This window comes from Psychrobacter piscatorii, from assembly GCF_001444505.1.
GTDB lineage: Bacteria > Pseudomonadota > Gammaproteobacteria > Pseudomonadales > Moraxellaceae > Psychrobacter > Psychrobacter piscatorii_B.
Map to the genome: position 1 here is coordinate 1 of NZ_LNDJ01000084.1, position 24,468 is coordinate 24,468.

The following is a 24,468-nucleotide window of genomic DNA, read 5'->3' on the forward strand; positions in this document are numbered from 1 at the left end:
AATGAGCGGGCTAGTTTCTTGAACATTCAATTTTTCAACAGATTCTATAAAGTCTGTTGAAAAACTATTGCTATAAAGTGTTACAGACAAAATATCATACCAGTTTGCAGTTTCAGCATTTGAGTAGAATAAGGACTTGTTTTTCATATTAAGCCCTATGCTTTTCTGATTCATGGCATTATTGGTCTCCATAATATGGATATTTTGTCCTTTAATAGTTTCAAATAATTTCAACCATTCTTTGTCTAGCTCAGGGAATGTTGCTAATTTAGCCAGTTCGTTTAAAGCCAATACAGCATCTTTTTTTAAGCGGACAGTTTTTACGCTTTTACTCCAACCAGCAGAATTAAGGTATTCCAAAGTGCTTAAGTCAATGGTTTCAGGCATTGTTTGTATGATACGACAAGCATTAGCAAACTGCTGATAATAAAAGAGCCATTGGTAGGGGGAAGAAATATGGTCTAACGTTAAGAAACTGACACTATCGTACTTGAAAAGTTCAACTATTAAGCTCTGATATAAAAGGTCAGCAATCGTTTTTGACTCCCAATCACTGAAAGTAAGAAAATCACAATTGTTAGCAGCGATTCTTAAGATAAGCGATAAATTGTCTTCTGGAATATAGCAATACGACATAGTTAACAGCCTTTTTGTCAGGTGAGCTATAAAAAGATATAAACGTTGCATCAATAAACGCTTTTACTATCTAGCTATATTCGCCCCACCAGTAGAATTGACAGATACGATCTCAAGCCCCGTTAGTGTTTTTTTTATACTCAATATTTCATGGGTTTTGCTGCTGATTGAACCCAATGCGCCCATTCTGACATTACTGATTTCATCATAACTGGCGCGGGCGCTTTGCCAAGGGAAGCTTGTAGTCACTTCCATGTTTTCAAAATACCCTGAAGTACTGGCTTGCGTCACGACCAACGCGGCTTGGGATTGTTTCATATAGCCGCATAGCTCATCCTTACCGCCCTCGACTTTCCATGTACCTTGAGGCGTATTATGATTAATCATTACTGTCACATCACCACTATAATTGTCACAAGCAGCAACAGGATCGTTCATAGCAAGCGCATTATTATGCGCTAAGAATTGCTCGACATGATCTGATGACAGTAAATAATAGCTTTGACCCAAATATAATACGATCACTGCAATGAATAGTTTGAACCAGCCCATAAATTTCTCAACAAATAGTAATAATAAATATAAGCGTTATTATGCATAAAATATTGATAAATGTTGAGTAAAGTATAAGGAGAAAAATGCGTTATCTATAAGGCTATTTGCTTGGTTAATAATGATAGCGACAAGAGATAATAGTCAGATAGTTACCATCGACGGCATATACCAATCGATTGGCGTCATCGATGCGTCTTGACCAAAATCCAGATAGGTTTTCTTTTAAAGGTTCAGGTTTACCAATCCCTTCAAACGGATTACGCTTACATTCAGTGATAAGTTTATTAATACGCTTAAGTGTTTTTTTGTCTTGCGTTTGCCAGTACAGGTAGTCTTTCCACGCAGCGTCTGTCCATGCTAGTTGTTCACTCATTGTTAGACCCTTTGGATTGATTAAAGCATTTGAGTTCAAGCACTCTCAATATCGCTATCCGTGTGCTCATTGTCATCGCTGCTACCATCACCTTTATCACTATTTTCTGCCGTATCAATTAACTCACGCGTCACGGTCTTGCCAGCTTTATATTGGGCAATAGAGTCCGCTAAGTGCGCCGCATTGGCAGGAGATTTTAGCAGATAGACGGTTTCCATCAGGCTATTGTAGTAATCAAGTGACATCACAACGGCATCATCAGCGTCACGGCGGGTTACGATAGTGGCATTGGCATCATCGTTTACCGTATCTAGGACAGACTTTAGGTGCTTTCTGGCTTCTGAAAAACTAACGACTCTCATGGTTTACTCCTTTCATAATACGCTTCATTAATTGTACAATATATGGTACATATTACGCCATTGGTTAAGCAAATTCAATATTTAGCTGCTATCTAGTACTTAGGAGTAAGTAACAAAACTCAGTGTATAGAACGCAAAAGCAAATAAAAGCCGACGTCATATAAGGTTATACAACATCGGCAACTTTTATTCTTTATTGCTTATCACACTAAAACCTAAGGATAGCCCTAGACAATATCCAGCATACCTTCGATAAACTCTTTGGCAAAGCGTTGTAGCATACCGCCAGCGTTGTACATTTTTACTTCATCAGCCGTATCTAAGCGGCAGATAATAGGCGTCTCAGTGGTACTACCATCGGTACGATGGATTACTAGAGTCATCAACCCGCCAGCCGAGACTTCACCTGTGACATCAAAGGTTTCCGTGCCATCGATATTTAGCGTATGGCGAGTCGTACCTTCTTCGAACTGTAAAGGTAGCGCTCCCATGCCCACTAAGTTTTGACGATGAATACGCTCAAAGTCTTCAGCGACAACGGCTTCCACACCAGCGAGACGGACGCCTTTGGCCGCCCAGTCACGGCTTGAGCCTTGACCATAGCCATCACCTGCGATGATAATCAGCGGCTGCTCACGGTTCATGTAGGTTTCAATCGCTTCCCACATGCGCATGACTTGACCTTCTGGCTCAACGCGTGCCAGTGAGCCTTGGATAACTTCGCCATCTTCATCTCGTACCATCTCATTCAATAGCTTAGGGTTGGCAAAGGTCGCACGTTGCGCGGTTAAATGGTCGCCGCGATGGGTCGCGTATGAGTTATAGTCTTCGGCAGGCAAGCCCATAGTGTCCAAATACTCGCCAGCGGCAGATGAGCCAAGAATAGCATTTGATGGTGACATATGATCGGTTGTGATGTTATCACCTAATACGGCAAGCGGACGCATACCTTTTAGTTTGTTCATCGCTGCCATTTGACCTTCCCAATACGGCGGACGGCGAATATACGTGGTCATTTCACGCCAGTCGTACAATGGGCTTAATGCCTTACCTGTGTCTTTTTTGGCTTCATCAAACATTGGGATATATACGGCATTGAATTGCTCAGGCTTCACGGCAGCAGCAACAATGGCATCTACTTCTTCATCATCAAACCAGATGTCTTTTAGATACACATCATTGCCGTCTTGATCTTTACCCAATGAGTCTTTTTCGATATCAAAGCGAATGTTACCAGCGATAGCATAAGCGATAACCAGTGGCGGCGATGCCAAAAATGCTTGCTTGGCATACGGATGGATACGACCGTCGAAGTTACGGTTGCCAGATAGCACTGCCGTGGTAAATAAATCATTATCGATGATTTCTTGCTCGATGTCAGGGTCAAGCGCGCCGCTCATACCGTTACATGTCGTACAGGCAAAGCCTACCACGTCAAAGCCGATTTCTTGTAGCTCTGGCATCAGGCCGGCTTCTTCTAAATACATTTTTACGGTTTTGGAGCCAGGCGCTAGGGACGATTTGACCCACGGTTTACGCAGCAAGCCTTTGGCATTGGCGTTACGAGCGACAAGGCCTGCTGCCACCATGTTGCGTGGGTTTGAAGTATTGGTACAGCTGGTAATCGCTGCGATAATCACGGCGCCATCTGGCATGAGTCCATCTTTTGGCTCTGGTAGCTTTTGATCAGGAGCGTGGGCGATGCCTTTGGCCACCAAATCATCGGTAGATACACGCGCATGGGGACGCGATGGGCCTGCCATATTACGACCAACTGATGACAAATCAAACTCAAGGACGCGTGCGTATTCGGCTTTTTCCATGCCGTCAGCCCATAGACCCGTTTGCTTGGCGTATTGTTCAACCAGTTTAATCTGCTCCTCAGAGCGACCAGTCAGACGCAGATAGTCAATGGTTTGCTCATCGATATAGAACATCGCAGCAGTTGCGCCATATTCAGGCGTCATGTTTGAGATAGAGGCGCGGTCACCGACACTTAGCTGGCGTGCACCGTCACCGAAGAATTCGATATAAGTAGAGACCACACCTGCGTCGCGTAAGAACTCAGTCATCGCCAGTACGAGATCCGTACCAGTGATGCCTTTTTGCAACTTGCCAGTGAGCTTAACACCAACGTAATCAGGCAGGCGCATATATGATGGGTTACCTAGCATCACGCTTTCGGCTTCTAGACCGCCAACACCGATTGAGATCACACCTAGTGCATCAACCATCGGCGTATGGCTATCAGTACCAACTAGCGTATCGGCAAACGCGACTTCCTCACCGGCTTTATTATGTACGACTTGTACGACAGGTGACATTTTCTCTAGGTTAATCTGATGCATGATACCGTTACCCGGTGGTACGACGTTGACATTGTCAAAGGCATATTGGCACCAGTTAATAAAGTGAAAACGGTCATCGTTGCGGCGCTCTTCAATCGCACGGTTTTTCTCAAATGCGTCTTCTTCAAAGCCTGCGTGCTCAACCGCCAATGAATGGTCAACAATAAGCTGAGTGGGCACGATAGGGTTTACCTTGGACGGATCACCGCCTTGCTCAGCGATAGCATCACGCAAACCTGCCAAATCAACAAAAGCTGTCTGACCCAAGATATCATGACATACCACGCGGGCAGGGTACCAAGGAAAATCAAGATCTTGCTTGCCTTCGATATGCTGTTTTAGCGCATCGGTCAGCTCTTCTGGTGGGCAACGGCGCACTAAGTTTTCACACAATACTTTTGAGCAGAATGGTAGCTTGTCATAAGCACCTTCCTCGATACGCTCGACAGCTTCGCGGGTGTCAAAATAATAAAGGTCAGTACCGGGAAGTGGTTTTTTGAATTCATCGTTCATTGGTTGTACTAGGGCGTTGTCCATAAGTCACCTTTGGCGGTTGGCTGGTTGGAATACAAATGTTGTTATTAAAAATAAGATAGATATTCAGTTTATAGTTACTTGTTGAACCTTTTGTTCATTTCTAATAGATCATATCTGGCATCGTTAAATTTTTTTCTAAACCATTGATTAAATGCGATTAGCACTTCGAATTTATTATTGAAATCTAAAGCAATGAAAGTCAGATATTCATCTTCTGTTAATTGGCAGGCGGTGCGCTCTAGCGTATATAGATAGTTTTCAAAGTCCTTATTGCCAATCAAGCCAATGGCATAACCAATCACATTTTGTTCAAAAAAGCTCAAATCACTTGGCACACCTAATATGTCAAAAAAATCGGGGATATAGTCTGTTTCATACCAATCATCTAAGCTTTCATATATTTGTGTTAATGGGTAAGGAGAGATTTCCGTAGCCTGCTTCCAAGTTAAATGTACAACACAGACTTGGTTTGAATGAGTAATCTTAAACAAACAGTCATCACTTGCGTGCCGTGCAATAATATCGACTTCAAGCCCATATAATGGATGATCTATATAAAGCTCTTTTTCAAGTTCGTCTGTGAAATTTTTCCTAAAATCTGTACTTTTATTGGCACAAGATTCCCAAATATAAAAAAGTGGTTCATTTTTTAATGCCGATTTGATATCGAAAGTGCCGTTAAATATCATAGTATTTCAAATGCTTTAAAAGTAATGGTAGAGTGCATCAAATCGTTACACTCTACATAGCTTCTATCTCAAAAAAATTAACGCGCGCTCATATCTGGTACAGGGCGCAGCTCTTCACCCGTATATTCGGCACTTGGGCGAATGATACGGTTATTGGCACGTTGCTCAAATACATGAGCGGCCCAGCCAGTTAAGCGTGAACAGACAAAGATAGGGGTGAAGAGTTTGGTTGGGATACCCATGAAGTGATAGGCTGATGCATGGAAAAAATCAGCATTGGCAAACAATTTTTTCTCGCGCCACATCACGTCTTCAACACGCACAGATACAGGGTAGAGCACCTCGTCACCAACATCAGCAGCCAGTTTTTCAGACCACTGTTTGATGACGACGTTACGTGGATCTGATTCGCTATAGATGGCATGACCAAAGCCCATGATTTTATCTTTACGTGCCAGCATGGCCATCATCTCTGTCTCGGCTTCATCAGCTGAACTAAAGCCCTCAATCATATCCATCGCCGCTTCATTCGCGCCGCCATGCAATGGACCACGTAGTGAACCGATTGCGCCAGTGATACAAGAATGGATGTCAGATAAAGTAGACGCACACACGCGCGCAGTAAAGGTTGATGCGTTAAACTCATGCTCTGCATACAAGATAAGCGACACGTTCATGACTTTTTCGTGCAGCTCGTTTGGCTTTTCGCCTTTAAGCAGATGCAAGAAATGACCGCCAATCGTGGCATCATCCGTGTCAGTCTCGATACGCACATTGTCATGGCTAAAACGATACCAATAATTGATGATCGATGGGAAAGCTGCCAGCATACGGTCGGTTTTATCGTTTTGCTCAGCGAAATCCGTTTCGGTCTCAAGGTTGCCCAGCATCGAGCAGCCTGTACGTAGCACATCCATTGGATGCGTATCGCTTGGGATACGTTCAAGCACGTCTTTTAATGCTTGTGGTAGGCCGCGTAAGCTTTTGAGTTTGGCTTGATAGGCATCAAGCTCGCTTTGAGTAGGCAAGTTGCCGTATAACAGCAAATAAGCCACTTCTTCAAAAATACATTTATCTGCCAGCTCTGATACATCATAACCGCGATAGGTCAGACCAGAGCCTGATTTGCCAACGGTAGATAGAGAGGTTTTACCAGCGACTTGTCCACGTAGACCTGCGCCTGAAAGTTCTTTCTGTGCTGCCATGTTTACATTCCTTTTGTTGGTAGCTTTTTATATTGTTAAGTGAAAATACTGCTTATTATGATTATTTATTGTCCGCAAACAGCTTATCTAAGGTTTGCTCAAACTCGTGATAGTTTAAGAAATCATAAAGCTCCATGCGCGTCTGCATGGTATCGACGACTTTTTCTTGCGTGCCGTCATCTAATAGATGTTGATAGACATTCAGTGCCGCTTTATTCATGGCGCGGAAAGCGGATAGTGGGTAGAGCACCATATCGACGCCCACACCGTACAGCTGGTCAGTGGTATACAGATCGGTCTGACCAAACTCGGTCATGTTGGCGAGGATGGGAATGTCGAGTACATCGGTAAATTTACGATACATCTCAATATCCGTCAGCGCTTCTGCAAAGATCATGTCTGCACCTGCTTCGGCAAAGGCAACGGCACGTTCAACAGCAGCGTCTAAGCCCTCGACTGATAACGCATCAGTACGAGCCATCACCACAAAATCAGAATCCGTTTTCGCATCCAATGCCGCTTTTAGGCGATCAACCATTTCTGAGATACTGACGATTTCTTTGTTAGGACGGTGACCACAGCGCTTTTGCGCGACTTGGTCTTCGATATGGACGGCTGCCACGCCTGCCTTTTCCATTTTTCTGATGGTTTGAGCAATGTTGAACGCACCGCCAAAGCCGGTATCAATATCGACAAGTAGCGGGGTATCGACTGCATCCGTAATACGGCGAGCGTCTTCTAGCACGTTATCAAGGCTGGTCATGCCCAAGTCAGGCAAACCAAATGACGCGTTTGCCACACCGCCACCAGAGAGATACAGCGCTTGGTGACCGACTTGGGTCGCCATCATCGCGGTGTAGGCATTGATCGCGCCTGCAATTTGTAGTGGCTGGTTATTATCATTTTTTTGTTTAAGCGCACTGCGAAAGCGTGCACCTGCTGAGAGTGAGGTCATGTGAGTATCCTTTCATGAGCTTGTATGGATAGAAAATAATCTTATTGTTGTCACTGATTATACCCAATTATCCACGTCTGCAAAGGTTAGCTTGTAGATTATTGTTTATTATATTTAATGATTAATTGTAGTTAATTTAATATTATTCATAAAACAAATAGCATTATGTATTTTTCAATACTTCGCTATGATAAGTATTCATATTACCCAAATATTCAAATATTAAGAGGCTTTATAATTTACATTTAGTTACAATTACAATAGGCATATTGCTCTACAAATTGTCCTGTTCCTATCAAAAAGCCCTAACAGCTGAGCTATTAGGGCTTCATTTATCATGAGCTTAAAAAAGACTAAGTTTAAGCAAATAAACCTGCCAAATTGGCTAAGAACAATAAGGCAAATCCTGCCAAGAATACCAAGCCTGCGATAGACAGAGCGTTCATACCTGCGGACAGTTTTTTATGGTTTTTGACCAGTGAATAGTTTAACCAGCCAAAGATAGGCGCAGAGACAAACGCGGATATCATGGCAAACTTAAGCATCGCGCCCAATTGTCCCGTGAAGAACGTAATAATCACAAGCCCGCCACCGATAGCGTATGTCGTCCAAAAAGCGATTTGCTTTTTATTGATTTCGCTTTCGCCTTTTAGCAGCCGCCAGCACTCAGCATTGGCACGGCCGTAGCCGTCGGCACAAGTAATCGTGGTGCCAAACATACACATGAAAGCGACGAACGCTACCAGCAATCGTGACCATTCACCGATAGTTGCCGTATACATATTGATTAACTGGTTGATATAAGCACCGCCGACCAACTCAATCTCTTGTCCTGAACCATACTGGACAAACACACCAAGCGATAAGAAAAACAAGGCTAGAATCGCTGAAACGGCATAACCGACATTAAAGTCGAGCAAGCCTTGCTTGTGCGTGGTGTGATCGGCTTTGACTTTGGCAGAGGTCCACATAGAAGTAATCGCGGCAAACTCAAGCGGTGCTGGCATCCAGCCCATGAGTGCGACGATGAAACCGAGTGTCGCTAGGTTCCAAGGAGACACAGCAATAAAATCTGCTGCCATAACCGTGGGCTTGCCAGCGGCAATCATGACTGCGGCAACGGTAGCTGCCGTCAAAGCAATCATAATCCATTTAGTCACGCCATCGAGCAATTTATAATGACCGGCTATCAAAAAGAACCAAGAGACGGCTACGATGAGCATAGACAGCACCATCGTCGATAACTCAAGAGAGGCGGGTAGCATAAAGCCTAAAATCACCGCTGCAATTAGCGAGACCGCACCCGTACTGATGACCGCTGATAAGATAGAGAGGATAAAATATACCCAAAGATACACCTTTGAGCGCTTGGCGTAGCCTGCAATCAAGCTCTCGCCCGTATCGTAAACATAGTCGGTTGCAAAGCGAAAAAACGGATATTTAAACACGTTGGCTAAAACAATCATAATCGCCAACTGCCAGCCATATATAGCACCAGCCTGCGTCGATGAAATCAGATGCGAGCCACCGATTGCAGCGGTCGCCATCAAAATACCTGGGCCAAAGATACGCCAACTAAAGCCTTCTTGTTGCTCAGTAACGATATCGTCAGTGGTACTTGGATTGTTGAGTGGTTGTGTGGACATGAATACCTCGAAATGGTTAAAACGGCAAAACATCACTTACCTGTGTCAGTTTGCCAGTGATCACTAGACAACCGCTTTAGACATGTTTATACGTGCTTTTTTATAAAACGATTAATCTTGTATCGACTTTAGCACACCAATACGATTCAGGAGAATGATTATTCTATTTATTAACAGTGATAGTTATTACTATTTGTTTGCATTGCCATTCTTTTTGGTTAGCATATTAATCTGATAATATCAAGTATTAGGGCAGATTATTTTTGGCATTTCTTTATAACACAATATCCACGCAATATCTGGTCATTTAAGGACGTTACACAAATTTTTGTCGCCGGTAGGTGATGCCTCGTTCTTCATAGACCTGATAGATAGCATTCAATAACTCAGAGATACTTGGATGCACAAAATCTTTGAGAGTATGCAAATAAATAGGAGAGGTGACGTTTTCGTGTACCAAACGCTGATAGCTGATTTGTTCTGTACGTACTGTGGTTAAGCTGGCAGGTACAAGCGTGATACCTTCGCCCGCAGCGACTAAGCCTAGAGCTACTTGCAAGTCACTCACCGTGGTGGTCACAAAGGGTGAGATACCGTATTGTGCAAACAAATGTAACAACGGCTCCGTAATCGGCTCGCTAAGTGCAGATTTTTCATTGATGACACGTCTGGTTTTTGTATTAGCTTCCTGCTTTGCTTTGATGGACTCTGATGTTGGTAGTGTGGTGGCAATCGGCAAATGCGTTTGATGGTATAAAATCAAGCGATTATTTGCTAAATCTATCAAACGCTGCTCCTTTACATGGGCAAGAGGATGCGACTTTGGTAAGGCCACCACGTAGCGCTCATGACGCAGTAATATTTGTTGAATCCATGGATCTTGATGGGCAAAACGCCCAAAACCGATATCAATCTCACCAGATTTGAGTGCCTCCATTTGCTGATAAGAGCTGATATCTTTGAGGTTGACCTCTATATCAGAATTGGACTGCTTGAGCATGGCGATGATTTCAGGGAGTAATCCATATAATACTGACGGCACAAAGCCGATGTTTAGCGCACTACTTGGCGCTGATAAACGCTGGGTCATACTCGTGACGGTCTCGATTTCTGTCAGTATGGTGCTTATCTTATCGTAAAAAAATTTGCCCGCTTCAGTCAGATGTAATGGCCTGTGGTAACGATCGATAAGCACGACATCCATATCGGTCTCAAGCTGTTTCAGCAGGCGGCTCAAACTTGGCTGTGACAGTCCTGTCTTTTCTGCGGCTGCACTAAAGCTGCGCAAATTCGCGACAGCAATAAATGCATTGAGCTGTTTTAAATCCATGTTATTAAGCCTGTTATGGTATATGTTGTCTCTATACAAGCCGTTTTTAATAAGCTTCTACCTCATTACTTAACTTAAGACGAGCTGTGCAAATATTAGCGACCTAAAATAAATTGTGCTTGAAGATAGGGGTGTGAGCAACTATATTGGGGACTAGTGATGCTGTTACATTTTAGCAATAAAAATTACAACTTCATTTTATCAGTCATTTATTGTCAGTAGCATAAACTGGCTTGGTTTTATTTTATGAACGACGAAAAAAAAGACATCGGTACTGATTTTGACGAAGAGTTGTCTCAACTCGTTCATAAAAAATCGCGTAAGCGTGTCAAAAACAATATTTACGAACGTTTTATCAGTCGAGTCCAAAGCGCTGAAAATGATACCCAAAATGATAATGATGATTCAACATCCTTAAAAACGGCCAGTAAGTTACCTGCTTTTGAGCCTCTAAGCGTAGAAGAGTTGCAACTATTCGAAGATGAAAATAACGATAAAGAGCCAAGATTAGAGTTTGCCGACATCGGCACAACAAACGCTACTTTTGATTTTTCAGGTCAAAATGCATCGACACAAAATAAGGTGTCAGATACACGAATGGATAATTATGCTAGTGTTGACCATAACTTAAATAGTGATTTAAGTAAGAATAATGAAGAAAAAAAGCCATCTTCTGTCGTTCTCGATCAAGCGATGCCTTTATCTAACACAACGATCGATGACCCTTCAGATACTAAATCCAACCCATTGAAACCAGATCATAGGGATGCTATAAAACCACAAAAGACAGTGGTCAGTAGTAAAAAACCTCTCATTATTGGTATGATTTTTGGTTCACTACTTATTGCTATTGTCGTACTTACCCTTATTTTTACGGGATTTTTATCGACTTCTATTTCTGATACTACTGTTAGCAATGATAGTGGCTTAAATGGGACAGCGCCTGCGGCTACCACTAGCACGCCAGTGGTCGGCGCCGAACCTGTAGTGAATAGCGATGACGATCCATTACCTAATGACGCCAATACGGTCGAGGAGCCGTTAGTGTCAGCACAATCGATTAATGCAGACAATAGCGAACAAAACGTGCCCGCAGCTGAAGTTGAGCCTATAGAACCCTCTCCAGCTCCAGAGAGTGATGCTACCATTACCTATGAAGACTTTAGGCAAGAGTCACAAACCACGTTGTATCGTGAGACTAACGATTAGAATAGTTAGGTTTAGGCGCATTTTAATTAAAGCAGAGACATATAGTACCTTGTACCGTGCCACGGAAAAATAATGGGCGACGGTACATTTTTTTATCACCATCTTGCTGGCAAGCACACTGAAATAACTATGACAGTAGCAATCTATCAGAATATTCTCGTTGGTTGGTCAGTCGTATCGGCTCTTACCCCGTATTACGTAAACCCGCTGCCAGTGCGTTAATACTACGGATTAATGGGTCTTCTACATTGAGATCGCCATATTTATTGTTATCTGTCGTATCTTCATTTTGTTGTCTAGCACGCTTCAACAGCTCAATCTGTATATAGTTAATCGGGTCTAGATAAGCGTCTCGCCACTGCAGAGATGCTGCAAGGTTTCGCTGACCAGATAAAAGCGTTTCTTGATCTAGCAAAGAATTCAGACCGGAAGAAGTCAGCTCATGCTCATCGAGCACCTCACTCATGATCTGTTCGCGTAGCGCCTCGTCATCACACAACTGGCTATATGCTTGTGCAATATTCATCTCAGATTTGGTGAAAGCCATCTCAATATTACTGATAAAGACACTAAAAAATGGCCAGCGCGCATTCATCTCTTTCATCAAAATCTCGTTGTCTCTGACACTATGCAGAGCACTACCAACGCCATACCAAGCAGGTAGGGTAAAGCGTGCTAACGACCAGCCAAATACCCAAGGAATCGCTCGTAAGGTGGTCTTACTTGGTAGACCCTTTTTACGGTGGGCTGGACGTGAGCCAATGTTTAATAACGAGATTTCTTGAACAGGGGTGACCTCGGAGTAGAACTTATAAAACCCTTCGGTATGATCGGTCAGCTCTCGATAACGCTGTTCGCCTGCGTCCGCTAAGCGTGCAAACAAGGATTCATACTCTGGCAACTCAGTCGGTTGTACCACAAACCGTGTAGAGCAGGCTTTTAGTGTACCCGTGATCGCCATGGTCAGCTCAAACACAGCGGTGTCCGTATTGGCATACTTAGCATAAAGCACTTCGCCTTGCTCAGTTACCTTAATCTGACCATGTAGCGTGCCAGCTGGCTGTGCAGCAATGGCTTTGTGCGTTGATCCACCACCACGGCTCACAGAACCGCCACGACCATGGAATAAACGTGTTTTTATACCATATTGCTCAGCAATGTTATTAATAGTTTGCTGTGCACTATAAAGCTGCCAAGCAGAGGTGATAATGCCGCCGTCTTTTGATGAGTCTGAATAACCTAGCATAATCTCTTGCGTGTTGTCCGTGTTCTGTAGCAGTCCACGATACAGTGGATTGTCTAACACGGCAGGCAAGATTTTATCGATATTTTTGAGATCTTCGATGGTTTCAAACAATGGTGCAACTGGCAAATCAGCAGACAACTGGCCTTTGTCATCAATTCTGCATAAGCCTGCAAACCGCATGAGCAGCAATACTTCTAGTAGCTGGCTAGCATTATTGGTCATCGAGATAACATAGCTACCAAAAGTAGCCTGTCCCACCAGTTTGCGTAGAGTAGCGACCGAATTCATCAGTGACAATTGTTCACGCGTTTTGTCTGTCAGGTTATCAGTATAGATAAGCGGCGTGCCTGGTTTTTCTAGCAAGCGCGTCAACCACTCTTGACGTTCGGTTTCGCTTAACGTCTGATAATCAGGTAGGTTGGAGGCACTAGCAAAGATATCGGCAATCACTTCGCCATGGTATGACGACTCTTGACGAATATCGAGCGCTGCCAAATGAAAGCCGCAAGTTTTGACCAAACGAATCACATCTAGCAGTAATCCTTTTGAGTGTGCCGTATCGTGTGTATTGACACTGTGACGAATAATGCGTAGGTCTTCTAGTAATTCTTCTGGATTGGCATAGGCATCTTTTTCAGCCTCAATGTCAGTGCCTTTGCTTTGGATGCGGCGATTGGTGGCTTTGACTTTAGTCAGGATGATAGAGAGCAGGCGACGATATGGCTCATTGCCATAGTCATCGAGGTTATAGTCAAACACACGCTGATCGAGCTCATCATAACTTTTGATTTTGGCATATACGTCAGGTGAGATGGTGACAATAGTGTCACTATGAATCAGCTGTCGGCGCAGTTTTTTGAGTAGCACTTGATAGTGACGCAGCACAGTATCTGCATGCATCAATACGGCAAGTTCTGTGGTCTCAAAAGTCACAAAAGGATTGCCATCTCTATCACCACCAATCCATGAACCAAAGCTCATAAAGGCAGGCAGTGGATAGTCTGTGAGCTCTGGATAGATATCGACAATGGCTTTTTTAATATTACGATACACTTTAGGAATGGCATTGAACAAACTGGCATTAAAGTAATGCAAGCCATTGTTAATCTCATCATATACCAACGGCTTACGGGTGCGCACTTCATCAGAAGACCATAATAGATCAATTGTTTGCGCCGTTTGTTCTTTTGCTTGCTCGTAGGCGAAGCTGTTTTCAGACACGTTGTTTAAAGCGTCGCTATGCGCGAATAGACTTTGTAAGATATTCATCGTTGTACGGCGACGCGCTTCGGTAGGATGCGCCGTAAATACAGGTGTAAATTTTAGCTGATCAATCAGCTCTTGCATTTGAGCGGGCTCGATATTGCGCTCACGACACTCAAGTAAGGTACGACGAAATGACCCTTCCCAGCTTTGCTCAGACTGCATACGCTGTGCATGACGCTGCTCACGCAAGTAATTCTCTTCGCTTAGATTGGCTAGGAAAAAATAAATAGAAAAGCCGCGTATGACGTTTTTTAAGGTTTGATTATCCAAAGAAGCAATAAAATCGATAAGCTGCTGTTTATGCGCCTCATTCGGCTCACGGCGCTGTTGAATAAAGCCTTTGCGCAGCTTCTCAATCGTATCTAGCGTCTGCTCACCAGATTGGCGAGAAATAGCATCACCTAATAATGAACCCAACAAGCTGGTGCGTTTACGTAGTACGTTGTTATCTAGTGTCATCTTCAACCTTCCTATCAAATGAGTGGATACAATACTATGTTTATCTTATATGTAATATCCTTATGGTTTTTTGCAATTTAACATAAATAGGTGAGACTTGCTTGATGTTGATAGCAACTTTTTTACTAGTAGATATTAGTAGACCTCTGATGCACTACTATTAGAGCGATTTTTTATGACCATGCTCATTGCTATATTCTATCCAAAAGTCCGCATTATCTACTCCAGCCTTTCTAGGATCAAAGACAGGGTTTATACCTAATTTCATCTGCTCGTCGTAGTCTTTTAGAACTTTTAGAGCAACTTTACTTAGCAGTAAAATGGCAATGAAATTCAAGTAGCACATACTGCCAAACCCTATATCACCTAACGCCCACATCATACCGATTGACTGAACACTACCAGTGAAACAAACGATTAAAAAGACCAGTTTGAGTACATGTTTGAGAATAGGGTAGCGCAGTTTATTGTCCAAATAGACCAACGTAGTTTCGGCAATATAGTAATAAGCAACCAAGCAGGTGAAGGCGAATAAAAAGATAGCGATCGCAACAAAACCACTTCCATACTGGTTGAAGACAGTAGATACAGCCGCTTGGGTAAATGCCGTGCCAGCTTCAATACCCGGCATATTATCAACTAGGGTTATACCTTCAGGGGTCACCACGTTATACATGCCAGTTGATAGAATCATCAACGCTGTTGCAGTACAGACAAGCACCGTATCGATGTAGATAGAGAAGCTTTGCACTAAGCCTTGTTTAGCAGGATGTGATACTTCGGCTGCCGCTGAGCTAAAGGTCGCCTCGCCAGCACCCGCAACGTTTGAGAAAACAGCACGGCGTACGCCCCAAGAGATAGCAGTTCCAACCATACCACCAAACACTGCATCCATGCCAAAAGCGCTCTTAAAGATAAGAGCAAACATTGCAGGGATATTTTGAGCGTTAAATGCCAATACAATTACCATCATGAGGATATAACCAATTGCCATGACAGGTACGACTTTTCCTGCAAAATTAGCAATACGCTTCACACCGCCAAATATAATGATACCTAAGAGTACGACAAGGATAATTCCTGTTACAACAGGCGGTATATTAAATGCTGTATTAAAAGAGTCCGCAATGGTATTGGCCTGAACACCAGGCACTAACACGCCGTAAGATAGACAGGTCACGATAGCGACGATGATAGCAAAAGGTTTTAGCTTCAATCCTCTTTCAATATAGAACGGGGAGCCGCCACGATATTGATCACCGACCTTATGTTTGTATACCTGCGCTAAGGTAGACTCAATAAAAGCGCTAGCACCGCCTAGCACGCCCATGACAATCATCCAAAATACCGCTCCAGGGCCGCCTGCTGCAATGGCTGTTGCAACCCCAGCGATATTACCCACACCAATACGTCCTGATAGCGCCATACAGAAAGCTTGGAAGGAGCTAATCCCTGCTGATGAACTTTGTTTGTCGAACAACAGCCTAATCATTTCTTTGAAATAACGGATTTGTACAGCACGAGTCATAATCGTAAAATATATGCCGACACCTAACGCAAGATAGACTAAGGCGTCACTCCAAATATACCCGACGATAGTATTGATGATATTTTCCATAACTTTACTTCCTTGTAATGTTTTTGGTTATGCTGACTTGGGCGTGGATAGCGGACAATGTCAGTTTTTAGTTCACCAACCAGATAGTTTTGGTTTGGGTATACTGGGACAACGCCTCTAAGCCATTGTCACGACCGCCGAAGCCAGATTGTTTATAACCACCAAAAGGTGTCGTAATATCGCCCTCAGAAAAACCATTAATCGAGACGGTACCAGCTTTAATAGCGGATGCCACGCGGAATGCGCGATGGATGTTTTGTGTATAAAAGGAAGCGGCAAGCCCATAATTGCTCTGATTGGCGAGCTGAATAGCTTCCTCTTCGGTTTCAAAACTAGTGACAGCTAAAAGCGGACCAAAGACCTCCTCTTTAAACAGCGTCATATCCGGGCTGACATTATCAAAGATGGTAGGCTCGATATACCAGCCACTACCGAGTTCATCGTGGATACGTCCACCTGCGATCAAACGAGCACCCTCCGTTTTGGCAGTATTAAGGTGTGATACTACTTTATCAAAATGCGCTTTTTCGATCATTGGCCCAATAGCGACCTCGGGGTCGTAAGGATGACCAACCTTCCAAGACTGAAGACCTTCTTTTAATAGCGTTAACAACACTTCTTTTTGGCTAGAATGGACAAGTAGGCGTGAACCACAGCTACAGTTTTCGCTCATATTCCAAAACGCAGCGGATAAAATATGCTCGATGGTTTGTTCGTTGATAATGGCATCTGCAAAGACGATTTGAGGGCTTTTGCCACCACACTCTAAGACCACTTCCTTGAGGTTGCTTTGTGCAGAGTACTGTAGAAACAGTCGACCGACTTCGGTTGATCCTGTAAAAGAAACCATATCAACATCCATATGCTGACCGAGTGCCGCACCTACTTCTTCACCAAGCCCACAGACTAACTGTAACGCCGCTTTTGGCACGCCAGCCTCGTACGCCAATTGTGTTAATCGATATGCTGAGAGCGAGGTCAATTCAGCAGGTTTAACAATGACTGAGTTGCCAGTTATTAATGCGGGTGCAACTTTCCATGCATACATTTGCGCTGGGAAATTCCATGGTAGTACTGCACCCACTACACCAATAGGCTCTTGTACCACAAGGCCTAGTGCATCTGCGCCAGTAGGAGCAACCTTGCCAAAAACTTTATCAGCTGTTTCGGCGTACCATTCAAAAGTTTCAATCGTAGCGGGCAGGTCAGTGTTGAGGCATTCAGTAATAGGCTTGCCTGCATCGACGCAATCTAAGGCAGCTAACTCATCCATATGATCATGCATTAACTGACACCAACGCTGCATAATAGCTTTGCGCTCTGCAGGAGACATCCGTCTCCACTCACCATGTTCAAAAGCGTCTCGGGCTGCCGTTACCGCCGTATTAACATCTTGCTGACTCCCATTAGCAATGCTACCTATACAGGTATTATCAATAGGGCTGTAGTTAGGGAGTGTTGTCTCGGATACTGGTACTGTAGTATCTATTAAATGGCCTGCCCAAAGCTGTTGGTTGCTGGCGAGTTCAAAGACTTGCGCTGTGGTCATACTCATTAGATTGTCCTTTTCTATATAATGGTAGGAACGATAAGAATGGTGCGATGTATCAAGACAGAAGTGCTAAAAATGACTGAGTCTCTTCTTTTGACATATCAGTCAAAGGTAGTCGTACTGACCCAACATTGATGCTCCCGTTAATGCAGCCTGCTTTGGCTTTTTGGTTATAGTTTCCAGACTCCATAGAGTGGATAGCAGGATACATGGCTGTCATCAGCTCTTTAGCACGGTTCCAATCGCCTTTTTGTGTGGCTGCAAACAATGCGACTTGTTCTGCTGGAAATACGTTAGCCGCACCAGCGATCCAGCTCTTAGCACCCCAAAAGAAGAAATCTACTGGTTGGTCGTCACAACCACAAACCACTTCAAAGTTTTCAAAATCAGCCTGTAGCATACGTAATGCATGGCTAAAATCGCCGCTGCTTTCTTTGACACCTACAATATTGGGATGTTTGGATAAATGCGCGACGGTTTCAAACTCAATGCTTACACCGACGCGTGCTGGAAAATTGTACATAATGATAGGTAGGTCAGTGGCATCAGCGACGGTTTCAAAATTCGCAATAATACCGTCTTGGTCTGGTAGGCTATACGGATTGGCTGATAACATTAAGCCGTCGTAGCCCAAGTTTTTGGCTTGGTGAGCAAGTTCGATAGAATGATTGGTCGATAAACTGTTGATACCTGCAATCAGAGTGACTTTGCCTTTGGCAGCGTCAGCGATAGTGGTCAAAACCAGTTCACGCTCTGCAGGCGAGAACGTGTAATATTCACCCGTTGTACCGCAAGCTACGATTCCAGTAACGCCTTTTTCTATGAATACATTGACCAGTTCGGTTAACTTTTGAGTATCGATATCGCCATTAACATCGAAAGGAGTAACGATAGGGACTAAAACGCCATGAATGTTCATATAAATATCCTTATTTGGAAGTAAAAGCCGTTAGTAAGCCATGAGCTGTTAGCGACGTTGTTGGTTCTATGAGTTGTCATAGAGATGAAATGTTCGATTATTATTTAAAAGACTTACGTTTGAAGCGGTTTAGACGATAGGCAGTAGGATCTACCATGGCAGTATCGCCAAAATACAAAGCTGCGATCATCTGTGCGCTTACGACAGCTTGGGTCAGACCTAGATGCTGATGACCAAAGTTTAAAAAGACTGAATTACGTCTATCTATGATGGGTAGCGAGTCTGCTGTAGAGGGCCTGAACCCCATCCATTGCGTATTGCTGTCACTATCTAGTGGGGTGTTTAGCATTGCTTGAGCTTGTTTCAACAGCATATTCGCACGGTTCATGTTTGCTGGCGCCTCAAGTCCTGCATACTCAACAGTGCCAGCCAAGCGCAGTCCTTTTTCCATTGGTGTCATAATAAAGCGGCGATCCATGCTAGAAATAGGGATGTTGAGACGCTGACTTTCATTAGGAAGCATCAGGTGATAGCCACGCTCTGTATCCATTGGTACTGAGATGCCTGTTAGCTGTTTTGCTAAGGCTTTGGAATGAGCTCCTGCTGCGAGCATAATTTTGCTGGCATAAAGCTGCTTTTGTGTCGTCGTCAGACGCATACCATCAGTTATTACTTCCGCGCTCAGAACACGGCAATTTTCATAAATTTGACCACCAAGCGATCTAAAAATAGTGCTTAATTTATGGGTAATGGCTTCTATATTGGTGATATGACCTGTCTTTGGAAAAAACAAAGCACCCAGTTGATTATCTTTTAATGCAGGCTCAAGATCTGTCAGTGCTGATTGTGAGAGTAGGTTGTTAGAAACCCCTAAACTGTTTAAACGTTGACCGTGTTCAGTCAGAACCTTTAGACTGTTGGGCGTCTCTGCGGTTAATACAGATCCTTGTATTTGTACCCAAGAATGTAATCGCCACTCTTTGGCAAAATCTTGCCAAGCTTGAAGGCTGTGTGCATTTAATGCCAAAAGCGCTTGGTGACTGCGTGAAAATGGTTCGGTACGCATATTAAGTAATAGCTGAAACGCCCATGGTGCTAAGCGTGGAAGGTAACGCCAATCTATCCGTAGAGGCCCTTCAGGGTTGAGTAGCATGGCAGGAATATGTCGTAAGATACTGGCATCAGCAATAGGAAAAACCTGTTCAGTGGCAATGTGACCTGCGTTGCCATAAGTTGCACCGCGAGCGATTTTATCTGCTTCCAAAATTGCAACTTTTACCCCACGAGACTGTAGGGTAACCGCAGCACATAGCCCAATAATGCCACCACCGATGATATGTATATCAAACACTTGTGTGTCCATGAGAGTCTCGCTTTTTTGACCTTACTGAGCAGTGATTGGTTACTTCTTAGCAGCCATACAAACTGGTATTTATAAAGAAATACCCCATTTGAACGGATCGCTGTCTTGAACGATGAGAGAGGTTTCTGCACATACGTAGGCGTACCCTCGGATCGTGGGGATAATAGTATTGATAGGGTGGTTATGAAGAGGGCTATGATTACTAAGTACATCAATAGGCTGATAGCTGGCACTAAAGACACTGCCAATGATGCTTTGTTGATACCAAGTCTCACCAGGTGCGAGTACATTGTCTGCGGCTAAGCAAGCCAATTTGGCACTGGTTCCAGTACCACAAGGAGAGCGATCGTAGGCAGATCCAGGGCATAATACGAAGTTTTTGCTGTTAGTGCCGGCGAGATCGCTCTTGCCAAACAGTTCTATATGATCAATTTCGCCATTGTTAGCACCCATAATTCCAGACTTATGAAGTGCTTCCTTAATCTGTATGCTAAATTGAGTAAGCGCCTTAACATTACTGGCGTCAATAGCTTGCTTATGATCGTTGACTAAGAAAAACCAATTACCACCCCAAGCGATATCTCCATAGATAGGACCGATATCAGGTACTTGAACTTCTACCTGTTTTTGGTAGCGATAAGAGGGGACATTCTGGACGCTACAACTACCATCATCATGCAAGGTTGCTTTAACTAGGCCTACGCTTGTTTCTAGATAGTGATCACCAGCGGTTATTTTTTGTTGATAAGCTAGAGATGCAATAACGCCGATAGTGCCATGGCCACACATACCTAAATAGCCATGATTATTAAAGAAGATTACGCCAGCCGTGGCACGAGGATCGGAAGGCGGGCACAAAAGCGCTCCGACAAGCACGTCATTACCACGGGGTTCTAGGATAATACTTTGACGTAAATGATCGAAATTCTGTTTGAAGTCTTGAAGTTTTTCTTGAATAGATTGCCCACTAAGCTCAGGAAATCCTTCATACACCATACGAGTAGGTTCACCGCCAGTATGCGAATCAATAATTTTAAGAGTGAAAAGCGTATCAAACATGACTGCCTACCTGATTCATCCGTGAGTTAATATACTGTTAGCGTTATTCATAAATGAACAAGGCGTAAATATAGAATGACGTTTTTCAGAAAAGCAGTCTTGATGTTTTTATATGAATAAATGCGCATTTCTGCACAGGTTATAAAGACATTTAGGAGTATAAATATAGTGTAGTACCCTAAAATAATTGAAAAGCTCAACGATAAGCTTGAGATGCTATATGGGAATATACCGATGCGGCCGTTAGTATTAGAAGCACCTACAAAACAACTGTCAAAACACCTACAGACTTATCAACCAGCCAATTTTGATGAGTTTGTTGGCAATATATCGTTATTGATGCCTCTGTTTGATACTATGAAAAATGTGGTTTTTTTTGTTAAAGATGACCAAGCATGCTATCGATTAGTCAGTAAAACGCTCATTAGACGTAGCGGGCTTAAGAACAAAAAAGCACTAATAGGACTGACTACAGAGCAAGTATTTTTGAAGTCTCAAGGCAAGGATTATCTCAACCAGGATCTGAGAGTGTTAAGGGAAGGTAGGGAAATTGTTGATAAACTAGAACTTCATAGCTATGCATCAGGACAGCTGGGATGGTGTATCACGCAAAAAATCCCTGTCTATGATGTAGAAAATCATATTGTAGCGATGGTAGGTATATCAGTAGATATTGATGAAGATAACGAGCGGATATTACGCAAACACGCTCGATTGGCAAGCGTAGATCAATACGTACGAGACAATCTTGATCAAAAAATTAATATGGGTCAATTGGCGAAATTGGCAAATCTTAGTCAATCGCAATTGGAGCGTACATTTAAGGCAGTACTGAATATGTCACCCATTCAGTTTGTACAAAAAATGCGTCTAGAGCATGCCATTCGACTATTAGCGAATCATAAGCTAACAGTAACTCAGGTCTCCTTAAACTGTGGATATGGTGATCATAGTGCCTTTAGTCGACAGTTTAAGCAGTTTACTGGCATATCTCCTATGAACTTCCGTAAAATACATTTCAAAGAGCCATAAATAAAAGCAAAAAAATATGGTTTTTGACTCTAAAATAATCTCTAACGACTCCGAAGCTCATCTATATAATCTGCCCAATCTTGCATCATCTGTACCCTAGTGTCGATTTCATCAAGTCTGTTGTAAGCCCCACCATGTGTGTCTTTGATTCGATGGCCTAGCTGTAACTCTGTGACGATGTCAGAATAGCGTAGCTCAGGCTGTTCCATGAGCAAAGTTTTAGCGGATGCTCGAAATCCATGCGCACACTGCACATCTTTGTATCCAAGCCGGTGGAATATCTGTACCAACGTCGCTTTACTGATATAAGCATTGCTTGAACCGCGCATCGACGCAAATACATGCTCTTTATGCCCTGTAATTGACTGAATGTTTCTTAAACGTGCAACTACTTGTGTGGCTAAAGGGACAACTAAGTGCGAGACCATGTCATCACGACCTTCGCCTTTAGTCGGGGAGAACGCCCATGTATTATTATCCCAATCGATATCATCCCAACGCATCGAGCGCAGATCGATACTACGTACAAACACGTAAGGTAATAAGTTCATAGCTTCTAGTGTGATTTTGCTTGCGCCTTTAAAATTGGACATATCCTTTAAGAGAGTCGCAAATTGATCTGGTTTGGTGATGGCTGGCAAGTGATTGCCTGAATTGGCAGGTGCAAGCTCACCACGGGTATCAATCGCCACATTTCTATCACATAATCCTCGAGCAACAGCGAATGAAAAGACTTTTTCAGTATACAGACGAGTGCTTGCACCAACGAAAGTTGCTTGATTTTCATTGTTTTGGATAGACTCACACACACTCAGTATCATCTCACTGGTGATATCGTCCATTCTTAAATCACCAATTTCTTGGCACATATATCCTAAACATAAATCCCAGAACTTGAGGGTTGACTCACTGTATGACGGTTTTTTAGATTTACTTTGATTGCGACCTGCTGTTTTGTGTTCTCGCCATGCTTGAGCAATTTCAGAAAATGGTGCATTTTTTAGGTGAGTATATTTATTGGTTTGTTCTTTTTGCTGAATAGCTTTAGGGTCAGAGCCTTTGGCAACCATATCAAGAATGGTGTCTGCTTTATACTTAACCTCATGGAGACTGACATCCTCAATCTTACCCAGCATCATCCTAGGTCGTTTACCCTCGATATGCGGATGGGAATAACGTAAGTAGTATTCCTTTTTGCCATTTGGGTAAATACGAAGACTTAGACCAGCCACACCTGAGATACTGACAGAATAATCTTTGTCTCGGCATTCGAGCTTGTTGATATCGTTTGCAGTGTCGATAGCCATAATGTATATCCGTCATATGATAATTAAGGTTGATGATAGGTTTATGATTGATGTCTTATAAAAAGTCTATTCTGTAGAAAAACATAGGAGTATTGGACACTGTCATGGACACTGGTATTCGTTAATATTATTAGTAAATCCTTATAGAATAATGGTTTTAACACTAAATTATCCCCAAGGTTCACTTGGGGATAATTATAGCATAGTGACCAAATAGTGAGTAGGCTATACGCTGAAAGGGTTACATGGCATTTTTACCAGTTATTTCGATACATAATTAAATACAATTATGGTGATCATGATTGATTTGGTAAGGAGTTGAAAATATTTTCCATAAAACACATGCTCCTGTACTCGCACAGAATATAAAAATCAGGGTCATAGTACTGTTCTGTGCAAATTTGAGAGAGGTCAATTTAACGAGTAATATATATCGAATACTCAGTTATATTAAAAATTATCGCTAGGTCACGTATCAGCCTGAGAAGTTATTTAAAGATAGAAGACAAAAGCTGTTATAGCTAATTTTTCTAGAAGTATAAGATTCTCTTAAGCCAACACTAGCTGATTTTTACAGGAAAAATATGGAAGGGTAAACAGATGGAAATAAGGTTACTGTATTTTGGAAATGAGGTTTAGAAATTTGGTTCAGAGTAATTCTTTAATGAAAGTCTAGATAGATATCTAAGGCCTTAAGACGAGACTGCTGACTTATTCTGATCATTTCTGACAAGCTTATATTTATTGCTATAGTTAATCGTTAAACCTAACATAATGAACCGCCCCGGGATTGTCGGAGACT

General features: G+C 42.9%; 18 protein-coding genes and 1 pseudogene. 2 read left to right on the forward strand and 17 right to left on the reverse strand.

All coding sequences use genetic code 11. The features are described 5' to 3' along the window. From AS194_RS09085 to AS194_RS09130, 10 genes and pseudogenes are all read right to left on the reverse strand, one after another. A partial coding sequence (locus tag AS194_RS09085; RefSeq protein WP_058025198.1) for a hypothetical protein occupies nucleotides 1-636 on the reverse strand: 636 nt, incomplete at its 3' end. A gap of 66 nt (nucleotides 637-702) precedes the next feature. Beyond that, entirely contained in the window at nucleotides 703-1,188 is a 486-nt protein-coding gene (locus tag AS194_RS09090; protein ID WP_058025199.1) for a hypothetical protein, read from the reverse strand. Between the two features lie 115 nt (nucleotides 1,189-1,303). Further along, nucleotides 1,304-1,564: a Txe/YoeB family addiction module toxin gene (locus AS194_RS09095; protein WP_058025200.1), complete on the reverse strand. Its 261-nt coding sequence runs from the start codon at nucleotides 1,562-1,564 to the stop codon at nucleotides 1,304-1,306. Nucleotides 1,565-1,677: 113 nt separating this feature from the next. After that, a pseudogene (locus AS194_RS09100) lies at nucleotides 1,678-1,926 on the reverse strand (type II toxin-antitoxin system Phd/YefM family antitoxin); the annotation flags it as partial. Nucleotides 1,927-2,153: 227 nt separating this feature from the next. Beyond that, nucleotides 2,154-4,787: a Fe/S-dependent 2-methylisocitrate dehydratase AcnD gene (gene acnD, locus AS194_RS09105; RefSeq protein WP_058025212.1), complete on the reverse strand. Its 2,634-nt coding sequence runs from the start codon at nucleotides 4,785-4,787 to the stop codon at nucleotides 2,154-2,156. Nucleotides 4,788-4,885: 98 nt separating this feature from the next. After that, nucleotides 4,886-5,500, reverse strand: a complete 615-nt coding sequence (locus AS194_RS09110) for a hypothetical protein (protein WP_058025202.1) — start codon at nucleotides 5,498-5,500, stop codon at nucleotides 4,886-4,888. 77 nt (nucleotides 5,501-5,577) lie between these two features. Continuing rightward, a complete protein-coding gene (prpC, locus tag AS194_RS09115) occupies nucleotides 5,578-6,705 on the reverse strand; it encodes a 2-methylcitrate synthase (protein WP_058025203.1) in 1,128 nt (375 codons plus the stop codon). A gap of 61 nt (nucleotides 6,706-6,766) precedes the next feature. After that, complete coding sequence (prpB, locus tag AS194_RS09120; protein ID WP_058025204.1) at nucleotides 6,767-7,660, reverse strand: methylisocitrate lyase; 894 nt, start codon at nucleotides 7,658-7,660, stop codon at nucleotides 6,767-6,769. A gap of 359 nt (nucleotides 7,661-8,019) precedes the next feature. Further along, nucleotides 8,020-9,306: an NRAMP family divalent metal transporter gene (locus AS194_RS09125; protein WP_058025205.1), complete on the reverse strand. Its 1,287-nt coding sequence runs from the start codon at nucleotides 9,304-9,306 to the stop codon at nucleotides 8,020-8,022. Nucleotides 9,307-9,622: 316 nt separating this feature from the next. Next, complete coding sequence (locus AS194_RS09130) at nucleotides 9,623-10,636, reverse strand: LysR family transcriptional regulator (RefSeq protein WP_058025206.1); 1,014 nt, start codon at nucleotides 10,634-10,636, stop codon at nucleotides 9,623-9,625. 246 nt (nucleotides 10,637-10,882) lie between these two features. Here AS194_RS09130 and AS194_RS09135 point away from each other — a divergent pair, with 246 nt between their 5' ends. Then, a complete protein-coding gene (locus tag AS194_RS09135; RefSeq protein WP_058025207.1) occupies nucleotides 10,883-11,845 on the forward strand; it encodes a hypothetical protein in 963 nt (320 codons plus the stop codon). 184 nt (nucleotides 11,846-12,029) lie between these two features. Here the strand turns inward: AS194_RS09135 and ppc are convergent, their stop codons facing one another. The 6 genes from ppc to AS194_RS09165 all read right to left on the reverse strand — a co-directional run bounded on the left by ppc (nucleotide 12,030) and on the right by AS194_RS09165 (nucleotide 21,327). After that, nucleotides 12,030-14,816: a phosphoenolpyruvate carboxylase gene (gene ppc, locus AS194_RS09140; protein WP_058025208.1), complete on the reverse strand. Its 2,787-nt coding sequence runs from the start codon at nucleotides 14,814-14,816 to the stop codon at nucleotides 12,030-12,032. Between the two features lie 160 nt (nucleotides 14,817-14,976). After that, a complete protein-coding gene (locus AS194_RS09145; protein WP_058025209.1) occupies nucleotides 14,977-16,434 on the reverse strand; it encodes an alanine/glycine:cation symporter family protein in 1,458 nt (485 codons plus the stop codon). A 67-nt stretch (nucleotides 16,435-16,501) separates the two neighbouring features. Further along, nucleotides 16,502-17,989 carry an aldehyde dehydrogenase gene (locus AS194_RS09150; protein WP_058025210.1) on the reverse strand — a complete coding sequence of 496 codons (1,488 nt, stop codon included), beginning with the start codon at nucleotides 17,987-17,989 and terminating at the stop codon, nucleotides 16,502-16,504. A 52-nt stretch (nucleotides 17,990-18,041) separates the two neighbouring features. Next, nucleotides 18,042-18,905 carry a 4-hydroxy-tetrahydrodipicolinate synthase gene (gene dapA / locus AS194_RS09155; protein ID WP_057760209.1) on the reverse strand — a complete coding sequence of 288 codons (864 nt, stop codon included), beginning with the start codon at nucleotides 18,903-18,905 and terminating at the stop codon, nucleotides 18,042-18,044. A 100-nt stretch (nucleotides 18,906-19,005) separates the two neighbouring features. After that, on the reverse strand, nucleotides 19,006-20,268 hold the full coding sequence (locus tag AS194_RS09160) for an NAD(P)/FAD-dependent oxidoreductase (protein WP_057760211.1): 1,263 nt from the start codon (nucleotides 20,266-20,268) through the stop codon (nucleotides 19,006-19,008). A 69-nt stretch (nucleotides 20,269-20,337) separates the two neighbouring features. Beyond that, nucleotides 20,338-21,327, reverse strand: a complete 990-nt coding sequence (locus AS194_RS09165) for a proline racemase family protein (protein WP_057760213.1) — start codon at nucleotides 21,325-21,327, stop codon at nucleotides 20,338-20,340. 357 nt (nucleotides 21,328-21,684) lie between these two features. On the opposite strand from AS194_RS09165, the gene AS194_RS09170 reads away from it, so the two are divergent. Further along, nucleotides 21,685-22,359, forward strand: coding sequence for a helix-turn-helix domain-containing protein (locus AS194_RS09170; RefSeq protein WP_227511622.1), 675 nt, complete (start codon nucleotides 21,685-21,687; stop codon nucleotides 22,357-22,359). Nucleotides 22,360-22,400: 41 nt separating this feature from the next. On the opposite strand, the gene AS194_RS09175 is transcribed toward AS194_RS09170, so the two are convergent. Then, nucleotides 22,401-23,666: a tyrosine-type recombinase/integrase gene (locus AS194_RS09175; protein WP_058025211.1), complete on the reverse strand. Its 1,266-nt coding sequence runs from the start codon at nucleotides 23,664-23,666 to the stop codon at nucleotides 22,401-22,403. Nucleotides 23,667-24,468: the final 802 nt, after the last annotated feature.

Bases quoted from the DNA above. Each gene is read 5' to 3' on its own strand.
- prpB (WP_058025204.1), bottom strand. From the start codon at position 7,660: ATGACCTCACTCTCAGCAGGTGCACGCTTTCGCAGTGCGCTTAAACAA.
- AS194_RS09165 (WP_057760213.1), bottom strand. From the start codon at position 21,327: ATGTTTGATACGCTTTTCACTCTTAAAATTATTGATTCGCATACTGGC.
- dapA (WP_057760209.1), bottom strand. From the start codon at position 18,905: ATGAACATTCATGGCGTTTTAGTCCCTATCGTTACTCCTTTCGATGTT.
- AS194_RS09135 (WP_058025207.1), top strand. From the start codon at position 10,883: ATGAACGACGAAAAAAAAGACATCGGTACTGATTTTGACGAAGAGTTG.
- AS194_RS09125 (WP_058025205.1), bottom strand. From the start codon at position 9,306: ATGTCCACACAACCACTCAACAATCCAAGTACCACTGACGATATCGTT.
- ppc (WP_058025208.1), bottom strand. From the start codon at position 14,816: ATGACACTAGATAACAACGTACTACGTAAACGCACCAGCTTGTTGGGT.
- AS194_RS09130 (WP_058025206.1), bottom strand. From the start codon at position 10,636: ATGGATTTAAAACAGCTCAATGCATTTATTGCTGTCGCGAATTTGCGC.
- acnD (WP_058025212.1), bottom strand. From the start codon at position 4,787: ATGAACGATGAATTCAAAAAACCACTTCCCGGTACTGACCTTTATTAT.
- AS194_RS09145 (WP_058025209.1), bottom strand. From the start codon at position 16,434: ATGGAAAATATCATCAATACTATCGTCGGGTATATTTGGAGTGACGCC.
- AS194_RS09095 (WP_058025200.1), bottom strand. From the start codon at position 1,564: ATGAGTGAACAACTAGCATGGACAGACGCTGCGTGGAAAGACTACCTG.
- AS194_RS09090 (WP_058025199.1), bottom strand. From the start codon at position 1,188: ATGGGCTGGTTCAAACTATTCATTGCAGTGATCGTATTATATTTGGGT.
- AS194_RS09150 (WP_058025210.1), bottom strand. From the start codon at position 17,989: ATGAGTATGACCACAGCGCAAGTCTTTGAACTCGCCAGCAACCAACAG.
- AS194_RS09160 (WP_057760211.1), bottom strand. From the start codon at position 20,268: ATGGACACACAAGTGTTTGATATACATATCATCGGTGGTGGCATTATT.
- prpC (WP_058025203.1), bottom strand. From the start codon at position 6,705: ATGGCAGCACAGAAAGAACTTTCAGGCGCAGGTCTACGTGGACAAGTC.
- AS194_RS09110 (WP_058025202.1), bottom strand. From the start codon at position 5,500: ATGATATTTAACGGCACTTTCGATATCAAATCGGCATTAAAAAATGAA.
- AS194_RS09175 (WP_058025211.1), bottom strand. From the start codon at position 23,666: ATGGCTATCGACACTGCAAACGATATCAACAAGCTCGAATGCCGAGAC.
- AS194_RS09170 (WP_227511622.1), top strand. From the start codon at position 21,685: ATGAAAAATGTGGTTTTTTTTGTTAAAGATGACCAAGCATGCTATCGA.